Consider the following 13,714-nt stretch of genomic DNA (forward strand, 5'->3'; position numbering starts at 1 on the left):
ATTCAGTCATACAAAAGGATGGGATTCCTCCCACCCTTTTCTAGTCATTTCTTATTATGGCATGTTTTACTACCTTAATGATATTTTTTTATTATTTTCGAAGGGATTCTTCTATTAAAACAGTTTCCAAAGCTTCATATAATTTCTCCCGCACTTCTTCGAGCTTTTGTTGTTCTTGGGTCAGTTCTTGTAATACCGGAAGATCTTGTTCAGCTAACATTTGCTTCTCAATAGCTCTCAGTTTCTCCTCGATATCTTCTATTTCTAATTCTATCTGGGGAGCTTTATCTTTTGCAACGGAACCTTTATTCGTAACACCAGCCGATTTTGTATTTGATACTGCCAGGTTCTCCTCTTTTGGAAGTATTTCTTTCAGCTTTTTCCTTGCCCATGAATAGTCGCCTGGGAAGGCATACAGTGTGTTGTTTGTTAACCAATACGTTTTCGAAAAAAGCTTATCAATAAAATAGCGGTCATGGGATACAGCTAAAATGGTCCCGTTAAACTTTTCTAATGCATCCTCCAACACTTCTCTTGAATCAATATCAAGGTGGTTGGTCGGTTCGTCGAGGATCAAAAAGTTTATATCCTGGTACATCAGCTGAGCGAGCCGCAGCCTCATCTTTTCACCGCCGCTTAAGCCCTTTATTTTTTGAAAAACAGCAGGTCCGTAAAATAAGAACCTTGCTAAAATATGTCTCGCTTCACCTTCAGTTACACGAACCTCATCCCTAAAAGCTTCAATAATGGTTTGTTCCGGATCTTTCGCTTGGAAGACCTGTGACAAATAGCCAATTTTCACATTACTCCCGACTTTCATCTCACCATCATCAGGTGTTAATTCTTTTAATAACAGTTTTAAAATCGTAGACTTACCCGTACCATTTTCACCGACAATTACAGCACGATCCTGGAATTGAAGATTCATATTGATTCCGCTAAATAGCTTCATCCCATTAAATGATATGGCTGCGTCTTTCAAGAAGACCACATCATTACCGCTTCGCTGGTGCTGCTCAAACCGAAGTTCCATTTTTTTCGCTTCGAGGACTGGTCTTTTCAATTTTTCCATTCTTTCTAAGGCTTTTTCCATACTGCTGGCTCTTTTATGGAGACCTGCATTTGGCGGATTAGCCTGGTTCGCCCACTCCCGTAATCGTTTAATTGTCTCTTTCATTTTTTTAATTTTCTTTTGCTGCTCTTGGTAAGCCTGGAACTCAAGCAAAAGCTTTTCTTCTTTTTCTTTTAGGAAACCTGAATAATTTTGACGATAAATCTCGAGTTCTCCCTCTTCTAAATCCAAAATTTTCGTAACCACCTGATCGAGAAAATACCGGTCATGGGATATTACGACAACCGTACCGTTATAATCTCTTAAATATTCCTCTAGCCATTCAACCGCAGCGATATCCAAATGATTGGTCGGTTCATCGAGTAAAAGCAGATCGGGATTCTGGAGAAGAATTAAACCTAACCCCACTTTTGTCTTTTCTCCTCCGCTTAACGTGTCAAATTTACTATTAAGGAGATAGTCAATTTTTAATCCATTAACTACTTTTTGGATGTTGGTTTCTACCTCATAACCGCCCAAATAAGTAAATTGATCCTGGATCGAACCATATTCTTTGATCAATTGATTGAGGCGGGTTTCATCCCGTTCTGATGCCATTCTTGTTTCTAAATCCCGCATCTCATTCTCCATTTTTTTCAGTTTAGAAAAGGCGGAAGCTAAAACTTCGTAAACTGTTACTTGATTTGTGTAGGATGGAATTTGTTCAAGATAGCCCACCTTACAGTCTTTTTTAATATGGATCTGCCCAGAGTCAGGTGCTTCAATCCCGGCAAGCAGCTTAAAAATCGTAGTTTTACCGCTTCCGTTACGGCCTACTAAGCCGACCCGATCATTTTCGTGTATTTCAAATGACAATTGTTCAAATATTTTAGTTCCGCCGAACATTTTACTTACTTCATGTGCCGCACAAATTATCATGATGGTTAACTCCTTTTTTAAATATAAAAAAGCCATAGGCAAGAACACCTCACCCATGGCACCCAGACATATATCTAAAAACAAAAAGAGAGCTCAAATAAGCTCTCCTTTTATCTTATTTCAATTTAGATGGATAAAGAGATTCTTATTGTTTTATTGTTGCTATGCAGTTGCTAAAAAAGGGCATACGTATCCCGTTAGCAGCTGCATCATGCAAAATCGCACAGCAAATACTTAAAAAGCTAAGAATTTGTGAGCGCCCAACAACAAAACGATTCATCTCTTGATCCACCTCCTTTGCCGAACTTAAAACATAGTTTAAGTATAAATTTTTCCATTATGAATTACAAGCCTGCTTCGTCTAAAACCCTAAAATGCTGCCACTCATAAGGGAGTAACCGCTGATACTTATCTGAAAGGAATCTGTCCTCTATAAGTACCAAAATTCCTTTGTCCTCTTCTGTTCGAATCAGCCGGCCGCCTGCCTGTAAAACCTTGTTCATTCCAGGGAACACATATGCGTAATCATATCCGCTCTTTCCCTTTTGATTGTAAAAATCTTTAATTAAGTCACGTTCTACTCCTATTTGCGGAAGTCCCACCCCAACTACAATTACTCCTGTCAGCCTGTCTCCTTTTAGGTCAATGCCTTCGGAAAAGATTCCGCCTAAAACAGCGAAGCCAACTATTGAACTCTCATGACTTGTTTCAAAGCTGGCCAAAAAAACCTCCCTTTCACGTTCAGACATAGACTGGCTTTGAACGAGTGTTTTTACACCTTCCCATTCCTCCTGCAAGCATTCCTCATACACATCCACCAAATATTTGTAGGACGGGAAAAAGATAAGATAATTGCCTTTTCTCTGGCTTATCATGTCTCGAATGGTTTTAACGATTCTCTTTTTTGAACGCTCCCGATCATGGTACCGGGTTGAAACCGGCTGAATATAGAGCTCTAAATGTTCCCGGGGAAAGGGGGACGGAATCGATATTGCATAATCTTCTTTCTTTCCACCCAGCATTTCTTTATAAAAGGAAAGCGGTGAAAAGGTTGCTGAAAAATAAATCGTCGCACGAAAATGTTTGGCTGCTAGTCCCAAGAGATAAGAAGGATCAAGACAGTATAGCTTGACACGCACTTCACTTTTTTCGATTTCGATAAAAGTTACATAGCGTTCATCAAAAAGCTTCGAGGTCTTCAGGAATGATTGTGCTAAAAAATACGTTTCTAATAGTAGTTTATTGTTCTCTGCAAGCAGTTCTCTCTCTGCTTCAGCCACAAAGCTATCAAGTAAAATGATTAAATCTTCCGGAAGTTCCCGTTCTACGATATAGGGCTGATTCCCTGACTGTTTTTTCAGATGAAGCAAGTGCTCATTAATCGCTTTTGCACTTTCAAAGAGATAAGAATTTTTGCCTTTATAGTCCCGTTTCAACTGTAAGAAATCGGATTTTAACAAATGAGCGGAAAACATATCACGCGACCGATCAACCAGATTATGTGCTTCATCAACGAGAACGACAGATTTCCTTTTTTGTTCATCAAAGAACCGCTTCAATGATACTTGCGGGTCATATAAATAATTGTAATCACAAATAATAGCATCAGCGATATAGGCAAGATCTAAAGAGAATTCAAATGGGCAAACCCTATGCTTTTGGGCATATGCCGCAATAACGTCACGATTCATAATCGTTTCATTAGCAAAAATATCTAAAACCGCCACATTAATCCGGTCGTAATAACCATCAGCAAACTCACAATGGTCTTTAGAACATATCGTTTCATCCTTAAAGCAGACCTTGTCCTTTGCAGTAATCGTCACTGCTTTACATTGAAGCCCTTTATCTTCCATTAGATGCAAAGCGTCTTCCGCAGCCGTTCTCGTTATCGTTTTCGCTGTAACATAGAAGAAACGGTCAATCTCATCTTTGCCGAAAGCTTTAACTGCTGGAAACATAGTAGAAATCGTCTTTCCAGTACCGGTGGGAGCCATTGCAAATAAATTCTTTTCCGCCATGATACTTTTATATACGGCCCCTGCAAAATTCCTTTGCCCGCTTCGATAGGATGGGAAAGGGAAAGCTAGGTTCATTGCACTCTCTGTCCTTTTTTCCCGATGTTCTTTTATCAGAAATGCAAAAGGTGCATACTGTTCAACCGTAGCTAAAACAAACGCTTCTAAGTCTTCATAGGTACTTACCGTCACAAATTGTTTAATTTCTTTCGATTCTGTTTGAACATAGGTGAGCCTGATTTTAATCGTATCCAGTTGCTTTTCCTTAGCCAGAATGAATCCGTAAAACTTAGCTTGGGCCCAATAAACAGGATAGGATTCTTCTGTTATTTCTTGAAGCGGCCTCGAGGTTGACTTGATTTCATCAATCATAATGCCATCTTGTTCATGAATAACACCATCGCATCTTCCCTCGATTTCAAAAACAAGCCCCTCAAAAGGAATCACACAGGAAACCGGAACTTCTTTTTCATCCGAATCCTTATACGTACTTTGAACTGCTTGATGAATTTTCGTCCCTACCTGGAGAGGCGTAACCGAACGGAAGCGAGAATCGATACTCCCGCTTGCGTAGACATATTCAACTAGTCCTCTTACAGATATTTTTACAGCATTTATCACAGTATCACCTAATTACATCATTATTACCTCTATCTTACCGGTTTTTGGGCAAAAGAAATACCCCACCCAAAAGAGTGAGGTATTGCCTTTCCTATTGTGTAAATACTTTTGTCTTTTCAATCCAATCAATAAAATTAGCGACAACCTGATCTAAAAATTGAACAGTCGGTTCATGAATCAATTGGCCAGACTCATCGACCTTTTCTTGTACCACTCCAATAAAGACCTCATTCCCCGGAAGAGTCAGAGCCGAAACACCGGGTGAGTTTAAAATTTGGCGAAGATGCATTTGCGCGCGGGCTGTTCCAAGAACACCTCCAGAAGCACCAACAATCATGGCTGGTTTTTTAACCATTACTTTTTCCACTCTCGAGAACCAATCAATTACATTCTTTAAAAGGCCAGGGATGGAATGATTATACTCAGGTGTAACAAATAACAGACCATCACTGTTTAAAATCCGCTCTCTTAAATCCTTAACAACCGCAGGAGGATCCAATTCATCATCCTGGTTGTACATCGGGAGCTGGTCTATCGGCAGAATCTCGACTTCGATTTGATCAGCGTATCGTTTTTGGATGTATTTGGCGATCTTTTTATTGTAGGAATCCTTTCGGTTGCTTCCTACCATTGCTGCAATTTTCATACTGAACACCTCCTGAGAAATATAATTGCACATTCATTTTTACAAAAAGATGTCCCATATTTCACTTATTTTGCTCACAATTCCTATTTTTGAATCGATTTTACTAGAATTTCCCTGCTTAGAAGTAAGAACAAGAAATACAATAGCTGAAAAAAATAAAATGTAAGGTACAAGCGTTCAGCTCATGGAAGGCTAGACTCTTTTTTGTGTTTCGGGACCCGAGATGGAGAGGATTTTTGGAGCGAAAGTCATGTGGTTGAAGCGGAAATTTACATTTTTGAGCACAAATCAGGGTTTTGGAGCGTCTTTTTCGTTTTTTGGAGCACGAGCCCGCAGCAATGGAGCGGATTTCCTGCTTTTAGGAGCGGAGATCAGGGAGATTGGAGCAGGAAACCAGGGTTTTGAGCAAAAATTTAGATTTTAGAGCGATACCTCTTAGCTTGAAGCCTGAAAATTTGGGCTTGATCATTAAGTAATGGGCGCGAATCACAATTATTGGGTGGGTCCGTGACTTATTTGGGCGAGTTCCGCAGTTTATTGGGCGCTCATCCCTAGTATTTGGGCACTTCTCCCGTTTTATTGGGCAGGAAATTTTATAATTGGGCGACCCCAACAATATTTGGGCGGCATCTCGATAATTGGGCTGCCACCACAATATTTGGGCGCCCATCAAAATAATCGGTCCGGAAACAAAGTAATTAGGCGGGTATTCTTAATGATTCTTTAAGATTTGTTTATCATTCCAGATTTTTGTCTATTATTGTCCATTTTTTTACCACGTAACAAAATATACATACTTATTATAGAATACTTATCCACAAGCAGGGAGTTTTATAATTTCCTAAGCAACAAATAAGGAGGATGGATCGTCCCCACCCTCCTGTTCATTTATTTTTTATTTTTTTGCTGCCCGCTTTTCTTTTGGCTTTGATTTTGGCTATTGCCCACTTGCATATCCGTACCAAACTCTATATCATTTTTGCCTTCTTGGCCTTTTAGCTGCTGGCGCTTTTGATCTTTGTTTTGCATTCCTTGTTTGGACATATTAGGTACCTCCATTTACGTAATAGTTCGATTACTAATACCTATTGTCCCAGACAAGAAATGATATTATTCTAATGAAATTGTGGTTTGGGAGCAGGAAATACAGAGTAAATATTCATTTTTTTCGTTTTTACCGAACTCAGTGCGGTTTTACAGAACTTACCTCTGTTTTACCGAACTTAGAACCTATTTAACCGAACTCGGAAATTGTTTAAGCGAACTCAGAATGATTTTACCGAACTCGGGACCCACTTTACCGAACTCGGAATCATTTTACAGAACTCAACACTGTTTTTCCGAACTCAGAACCGTTTTTCCGGACTCAACTCCATTTATTCCGGACTCTGCTCCCGTTTTTCCGGACTCAACTCCTGTTATCCCGGACTCAGCACCCAGTATTCCGGACTCTGCTCCCGTTTTTCCGGACGGTAACTCCCTTTTTATCCAGACTCTCCGCCTTAATCCATCTGCGAGCCAAAGTTATGGTGCAACCTACCTTTCCACCCCAAACACAATATCATTCTGTCTCCGTGCTTCTGCCGTGATCCTTAGAGCAGCCTCACTTATTCTTCTCAACTCTTCATACCGTTCACAGTTTCGAGTCTCAATGATTTCTTTAAATGCCTCGATTTCATATACCATATCTAATTCCTTTTGCGGCTCAGCCAGCTCTTCCGTCAATCCTGTTATCCGATTCTTATAGGAAATCTTTGTAACCGGTGCAATATGGTCAAATGTAATCGTCCCTGATTCCCCTTGGATCTCACAAGGTAATTCGGCATTAACAATTTTTGAACAAAGTATTGTACATACAAACCCATCATATTCTAAAATCAGTGTCCCGCTGCCATCTACTCCGGTTGGTATAATGACTGGAAAATATGATACATTCTTTGGTTCTCCAAACAATGATACTGCAGCAAAAATCGGGTACACCCCTAAATCCACTAACGCTCCTCCCGAATACTTAAGAGAAAAAATATTAGGTTCTTCCCCTTTCAGGACCAAATCATAGCGAGAAGAATATTTCATATATGAAAGGACGGCACTTCTAATTTTACCGACCTTATGTATCTGATCTTTTAACCGCCTAAAATTAGGAGCATGAATATTGCGGGCTGCTTCGAATAACAACACACCGTTTACATCTGCTATTTCAAAAGCCCACTGCCATTCTTCAAGATTGGAAAAGATTGGTTTCTCGCATATCACATGTTTCTTATGTTCCAGGAAAAGCTTCACTTGTTCAAAGTGCAAGGAATTCGGTGAAGCAATATACACGACATCAATCTGATCACTTTTGGCCATTTCATTTAAGTCCGTATAAATGGAAGTCGCCTTAAACCTGTCAGCAAATTGTTTCGCTTTTTCGTAAGATCTTGAATACACACTCGTTAAATGAACGTCCTTTGCTTCTTGAGCTGACTCGATAAAACGGATCGTAATTTCACTGGTTCCAATCACACCATAGTTCATTTTAAAATCCCTCTCTCTTGTAATGATTAGGTATCTTGATTTTAACAGAATCCCCTTTACAAAATATATCAAATCAGACAAAACAAAAAACCGCTAGGAGGCAGGATATTCATCCATTTACTCCACACGGTTTATTCATGTTAAATAACTTCCTTCTGCAGCTGGCTATAATACAGTCCATGATAAATGCCTTTTTGCTCAAGCAATGATTGATTTGATCCCTTTTCTATGATTCGGCCGTCTTCTAAGACAAGGATCTGATCGGCCTGCTGAATCGTATTCAGCCGGTGGGCAATTACAAAACTAGTACGGCCCTTCATTAAACGCTGCAGCGCTTCTTGAATTTTCATTTCTGTAATCGTATCAATGCTGCTTGTTGCCTCGTCTAAGATTAGTATCTTTGGATTAGCGAGAATTGCTCTTGCAATTGAAAGCAATTGTCTTTGCCCCTGACTGATACCGCCGCCGTCTTGAGTTAGAACCATGTTGTATTGCCCTGGCAGCTTCATAATGAAGGAGTGAGCATTAGCTAGTTTTGCCGCTTCTATGACTTCCTCATCAGTCGCATCTAATCTTCCATAGCGGATATTTTCACGGATGGTTCCCTGGAACAGGAAGGAATCTTGCAATACAAACCCCATGTTTTGCCGCAGGCTCTCTCTTTTAATATCCTTGATATCATATCCATCGATTAAAATCCGGCCCTGTTCTACCTCATAAAACCTTGACAGCAGATTAATAATCGTGGTTTTTCCAGCTCCAGTAGGGCCAACCAGCGCGACTGTTTGCCCTGGAGAGACATAAAAACTAATATCATTGACGGTCTGGCTGTCTTCCTCATAAGCAAACGTAACGTGTTCGAATTCAACCTCGCCTTTTACATCGGATAAAGTGAATGCTCCTGGCTCATCCTTTACTTCTTCTGCCTCATCTAAAATATCGAATACCCTCTCCGCACCTGCAATCGCGGAAAGAAGAGTGTTAAATTGGTTGGCCAAATCGTTTAGCGGCCGTGTGAATTGCCGTGAATACTCGGTAAATATCACAATAACCCCGATCGAAACGATCTGCTTTAAGGCTAATATCCCCCCGACTCCGGCAATAATTGCAAAGCTTAGATTATTTAACATATTCATCAGCTTCGGGATAAAGCCAGAGAACGTCTGCGCCCAGAAACCGGATCCTTTTAATCGCTCCCCTTTTTCTAAAAATTCGGCTATCACTCTATCTTCCTGTGAAAAACTCTTTATGATGCGCTGTCCGGAAATGGTTTCTTCGATAAAGCCGTTTAATTCTCCTAAATTCCGCTGCTGTTCCTTAAAAAGTTTTCCTGTCCGTTTTGTAATCCACTTCATTCCATAGAACATCATTGGCACAATGATTAATGTCACTAATGTAAGAAGCGGACTGAGCCAAAGCATCACAGTTACAGTTCCGGTCAGGGTAAGAAAACTTGAAAAAATCTGAATCACAGACGAGTTTAAAGTCGAGCTGACATTTTCAATATCATTTGTAATCCGGCTCATCAGTTCCCCATGCTTCCTTTTATCAAAAAACGGGATTGGCAGTTTATGAAGATGACGAAATAGCTGGTTTCGCATTGTATAAACGGTATTCTGCGCAATACCAATCATCCAAAAATTTTGGAACCAAACCGATATAGAATGCAGCAAATAAACGGCGAGCAAACCTCCGAGCAGCTTCACTAAACCGCTTGAGTCTCTTGTAACGATGAATTCATCAACGGCTACCCCTACCAAAAACGGACCCAGCAAAGCTAAACCAGAACTAATCAGCACCATTAATAACACAAGAGACAGAAGTCCCTTACTCTTGGCTAAATAAGACCAGATTCGTTTTAAAGTTCCAAACCAGTTTCTCGCTTTAGGCCGCTTTTTCCCTAGTAAAGCATCGAGTTTCTCAAGCGGGATTTTTTCATATTGGAAAGGTTCAATGAATGGCTTGAGCATTTTTTAGTGACTCCTCTCCAAATTGAGATTGATAAATTTGCTGATACAAAGGAGATTGTTTTAACAGGATTTGATGACTTCCTTCTATCAGCAATTCCCCATCTTCTAACAGCAAGATTTTATCAGCTTCCATCGCTGTACTAATCTTTTGGGTGATGATAAAAGTAGTACAGGAATATTGCCGCAGCGCTTTTAACAGCTTTGCTTCTGTTTTTAGATCTAACGCACTTGTACTGTCATCAAGCAATAAGATTTTTGGTTTTCTTACCAAAGCTCTTGCGATTGAAAGACGCTGTTTTTGTCCTCCTGACAGATTCACGCCCTTTTGCCCGATTCTAGTATCATACTGTTTTGGCAGCTTTAAGATCGTCTCATGAATCTGAGCATGTTTTGCAGCTTCTATAATTTCTGCCATCGTTGCATCTTCTTTTCCCCATGCAATATTATCTTTTACAGACCCTGTAAATAATAAAGCTTCTTGGGGAACATAGCCGATCTCTTTGCGCAGAGCGTTCAGTTTAATCGATTTAATATTCTGATTATCAATCAGAATTGTTCCCCCATTCGCATCATAAAGCCGCGGAATCAGCTGAAATAAAGATGTCTTCCCTGAACCTGTGGCACCCATAATCGCAATCGATTCTCCTGGATGGACTGTAAAGGAGAGGTTTCGCAGAACCTCTGTTTCTGTACCAGGATATTGAAAAGAGACTGCATTAAATTCTACTTTTCCATATTGAAGTTTGTAGGAAGCATCCATTTGTTCTGTATCTTCTAAATCAACCTCGGTTTCAAAAACTTCCGCAATCCGCTGTGAAGATGCCTTTGCTCTTGAAATAGCCATGATGATAAAGGAAAACATGGAAATGGCGGTTGTAATTTTAGTAGCATAATTGATAATCGCTACGACTTCGCCGACCTCCGCTCCGCCTGTAGTGACTTCAATATTGCCGAACCAAAGAATTCCGATCACACCTAAATTCATAATTAATAATAAGACGGGCTGTGTGGATTCAATCAGCCTTAAGGAGGTTACGGTCCGGTCCATCAGGTTTTTATTCGATTTTGTAAACCGTTTGACCTCATGATTCCAGCGTAAAAAAGCTTTGATTAATCTCATTGCCATTAAATTTTCCCGCATCACATTATTCACCGAATCGAGTCTTTCTTGAACCATTCGGAAAAGGATTCCGGCTTTTTTCATAATCCATAGCAGAAAGCCAATAATCAGCGGAATCGCAATTAAGAAAATAATCGCTAATTTTAAATTAACCACTAAGGCCATCACCGCTCCGCCAATCACTAATAAAGGAGCTCTCATCATAATCCGCAAACTCATAAAAATCGTATTTTGAATTTGCGTTACATCATTCGTCATCCTTGTGATTAAGGAAGAAGTCGGAAATCGGTTAAAATTCGAAAAAGAAAAGGACTGAACTTTTTCGTACAATTTTTTCCGGACATCATAGCCAAAGCTTTGCCCAACGTGAGCAGCATAAAAAGAATTTAAGATTCCAGAGGTAAAGGCAATCAGCGACATCCCAACCATGACGCCTCCCCAAATCAAAACAACTGAAAGATCCTCCTGTAAGATCCCATCATCAATTATTTTCGCCATCAGCAAGGGAGCAATCAGCTCTACAGCGAGCTCGGTCAGCATAAAAAACCAGGCTACTCCCATTGGGATTCGGTAAGGCTTGAGCAGCGATAAAACTTTAAGCATATGAATCCTCCAAACTATCACCTTATGAATAAACTTTGTTGATATATAGACATTTTCAGTTGTGTTCAGAAAAAATTACTTCGGACATCTAAATAATTTTATTTACTCCATAATACCCTTTTCTGCACAAAATTTTAACTATTTTTGATTTTTATTGCCGATATTTTTTGATTGGGTATTTTGTTGGGGCAGAAGGACCGCCATTCGCCGCAAACCACGTAAAAAAGCAGAAGTCATTACACTCCTGCTTTTCCTTTAATCTGCATAACCATTCACTTATTTCTCACCCATGTACTGATCCAAAAAATCGGCTACCGCAGTATAGGCCGTTATATTATTTTCTAGTTTAACAAAGAAATGCCCTTCATCTTCAAAGCGGATATATTCCACCGGGTGATTCTTGAGCTTTAGTTTATTAACAATTTGTTCAGCTTCTTCAATCGGTACACGCGGATCATTGGCACCATGGAGAACGAGAAGAGGGCATTGAATAGCATCAATCCGATGAAGCGGATCGATTTCGTCGAAAAAATCACCGTCATTTTCGATGCTTCCGTATTCAGCTTCTCTAAGCTTTCTTCGCCATGGACTTGTATTTTCCAGGAAAGTACGGAAGCTTGAGATTCCAACGATATCAATCGCTGCTGACCAAATTTGCGGATAATGAGTAATGGCAGCCAGCACCATAAAGCCCCCATAACTGCGACCCATAATTGCAATTTGTTCTGGGTCGGCATTTCCTTCTTCCTTTAGCCATTCAACGAGATAGGTCAAATCCTTCACTGAATCCATCCGTTTCCTCACATCATCCAAATGACTGTATGTCTTGCCATAGCCTGTACTTCCCCGAACATTCGGAGTACAAACCGCATAGCCCCGGTTAAGGAAGTATTGAAGAAAAGGATTATAGACAGGACGAATTTGGCTTTCCGGTCCGCCATGTACAAATACAACAACCGGGAGCTTACAGCTTCCTGCTTTATTTTTCGGAAGGTAATAAAAGGCAGGAACCTCTAGATCATCAAAAGATGAAAAGTAAACAAGCTCTGGTTCTATTAAACGTTCACTGACAACGGAAGAATGAGATACAAAGGTAACCCTTGCTGCGTACATGGTTTCTAAGTCTAACTCCCAAATGTCTGAAGGATATTTAGCGCCATTAAACACATAGGCTAATTTTGAATGATCAGGGGAAAAGGCCATATCTGATATTGTGCCCATCGGCGTATTCCAAGTGGAATAAGTGTAGCTTTCCAGATCAAGGATAATACCTTTCGAGATACCGCCTTCATTGACTGAGTATGCCAGCATCGTTTTATCCTTGCTCATGACCAAGCCTTCAATGTCCCAATTTCGCTGATCGACCCAGGAAAAGTCTTTAGAGATCAAATCTATTACGCCAAGACCGGTGAACTCTCGGCCCCGATTGGACAAAACATACAGTTTTTTACCATCAGCGCTAAATTGAGGATAAGAAAAATGTGCCTCATCTTTATGAGGTGTAATCCAAGTCACTGAACCTGTTTGAATATCCAACAGTCCCAGGTCATTATCTAAATTGGAATTGGTTTTTTGAATTAATAAAGTGACTCCATTCGGATGCCATTTTAGGGCGGAGTAGGTACCATTATCTGAAAAGATTTGTCTTGTTTCATAGGTTTCAATATTTTGAATGTAGATATCAAAATAAGAAGGATTTCTGCGGTTACTGGACCAAGCGATCCATTCCCCATCTGGTGAGCTTCCTCCATAATGGTGAATATGATCGGGTGAAAACGTGAGCGGCGTCATTTCCCCATCATCCGAGAGAAGATATAGCTGCTGCCGTTCATTGACCCCATGATCCATTCCAATAATTCGTAATGAAGTATTCCCTATGTATTGAACAAACATGATTCTATCATCAGTAAAGGATACTTGAGACGGCCATGAATCACCTCTCTTTATATCCCATACCTGGGGCAGGCCCGTATAATCGGTTATAAAACTGATTACTTCCCCATCGGGACTATAGACAGGATTCCTAGCTGTTCGTACATGTAAAAAAGGTTTGATGCCAATTGACTTCATGTCTTTACCCCTTCCCCCAAAAGATAATATTTCTAAAATTTCTGTATTAATAGTCTACAATAAATACTTCGAGAATTGGAGGAATATTTCATCTTTGTGTAATAAGGGGAAAAAGGTACTAGATTACTTTTTAAACAGGAGATTTTCTCTACTAAT

9 protein-coding genes are annotated in these 13,714 nt (G+C 40.0%); all 9 read right to left on the bottom strand.

The features are described from left to right. Positions 1 to 91 precede the first annotated feature (91 nt). Complete coding sequence (abc-f, locus tag CRO56_RS10450; protein WP_483860854.1) at positions 92 to 2,047, bottom strand: ribosomal protection-like ABC-F family protein; 1,956 nt, start codon at positions 2,045 to 2,047, stop codon at positions 92 to 94. Between the two features lie 88 nt (positions 2,048 to 2,135). Next, positions 2,136 to 2,270: an RAxF-45 family protein gene (locus tag CRO56_RS23400; RefSeq protein WP_097158573.1), complete on the bottom strand. Its 135-nt coding sequence runs from the start codon at positions 2,268 to 2,270 to the stop codon at positions 2,136 to 2,138. Between the two features lie 64 nt (positions 2,271 to 2,334). Then, complete coding sequence (locus tag CRO56_RS10460) at positions 2,335 to 4,629, bottom strand: ATP-dependent DNA helicase (RefSeq protein ID WP_097158574.1); 2,295 nt, start codon at positions 4,627 to 4,629, stop codon at positions 2,335 to 2,337. 91 nt (positions 4,630 to 4,720) lie between these two features. Continuing rightward, complete coding sequence (locus CRO56_RS10465) at positions 4,721 to 5,275, bottom strand: NADPH-dependent FMN reductase (RefSeq protein ID WP_097158575.1); 555 nt, start codon at positions 5,273 to 5,275, stop codon at positions 4,721 to 4,723. An 888-nt stretch (positions 5,276 to 6,163) separates the two neighbouring features. Next, the gene (locus CRO56_RS22860; RefSeq protein ID WP_179714244.1) at positions 6,164 to 6,319 is read right to left on the bottom strand and encodes a hypothetical protein; all 156 of its coding nucleotides are present in this window, start codon (positions 6,317 to 6,319) and stop codon (positions 6,164 to 6,166) included. 492 nt (positions 6,320 to 6,811) lie between these two features. Further along, positions 6,812 to 7,795 (bottom strand): Gfo/Idh/MocA family protein, encoded by a 984-nt coding sequence (locus CRO56_RS10470; RefSeq protein WP_097158576.1) that lies wholly within the window; start codon positions 7,793 to 7,795, stop codon positions 6,812 to 6,814. Between the two features lie 140 nt (positions 7,796 to 7,935). Then, the gene (locus tag CRO56_RS10475) at positions 7,936 to 9,765 is read right to left on the bottom strand and encodes an ABC transporter ATP-binding protein (RefSeq protein ID WP_097158577.1); all 1,830 of its coding nucleotides are present in this window, start codon (positions 9,763 to 9,765) and stop codon (positions 7,936 to 7,938) included. Then, a complete protein-coding gene (locus tag CRO56_RS10480; protein WP_097158578.1) occupies positions 9,746 to 11,488 on the bottom strand; it encodes an ABC transporter ATP-binding protein in 1,743 nt (580 codons plus the stop codon). Before CRO56_RS10480 ends, CRO56_RS10475 begins: the two co-directional genes overlap by 20 nt. Positions 11,489 to 11,764: 276 nt before the next feature. Then, positions 11,765 to 13,558 carry a S9 family peptidase gene (locus CRO56_RS10485; RefSeq protein ID WP_097158579.1) on the bottom strand — a complete coding sequence of 598 codons (1,794 nt, stop codon included), beginning with the start codon at positions 13,556 to 13,558 and terminating at the stop codon, positions 11,765 to 11,767. Positions 13,559 to 13,714 lie beyond the last annotated feature (156 nt).

The organism is Bacillus oleivorans (assembly GCF_900207585.1).
Lineage (GTDB): Bacteria > Bacillota > Bacilli > Bacillales > JC228 > Bacillus_BF > Bacillus_BF oleivorans.

Excerpts from the sequence above, each read along its gene's own strand:
- CRO56_RS10485 (WP_097158579.1), bottom strand. The coding sequence starts at position 13,558 with ATGAAGTCAATTGGCATCAAACCTTTTTTACATGTACGAACAGCTAGG.
- CRO56_RS10470 (WP_097158576.1), bottom strand. The coding sequence starts at position 7,795 with ATGAACTATGGTGTGATTGGAACCAGTGAAATTACGATCCGTTTTATC.
- abc-f (WP_483860854.1), bottom strand. The coding sequence starts at position 2,047 with ATGGGTGAGGTGTTCTTGCCTATGGCTTTTTTATATTTAAAAAAGGAG.
- CRO56_RS10475 (WP_097158577.1), bottom strand. The coding sequence starts at position 9,765 with ATGCTCAAGCCATTCATTGAACCTTTCCAATATGAAAAAATCCCGCTT.
- CRO56_RS10465 (WP_097158575.1), bottom strand. The coding sequence starts at position 5,275 with ATGAAAATTGCAGCAATGGTAGGAAGCAACCGAAAGGATTCCTACAAT.
- CRO56_RS22860 (WP_179714244.1), bottom strand. The coding sequence starts at position 6,319 with ATGTCCAAACAAGGAATGCAAAACAAAGATCAAAAGCGCCAGCAGCTA.
- CRO56_RS10480 (WP_097158578.1), bottom strand. The coding sequence starts at position 11,488 with ATGCTTAAAGTTTTATCGCTGCTCAAGCCTTACCGAATCCCAATGGGA.
- CRO56_RS23400 (WP_097158573.1), bottom strand. The coding sequence starts at position 2,270 with ATGAATCGTTTTGTTGTTGGGCGCTCACAAATTCTTAGCTTTTTAAGT.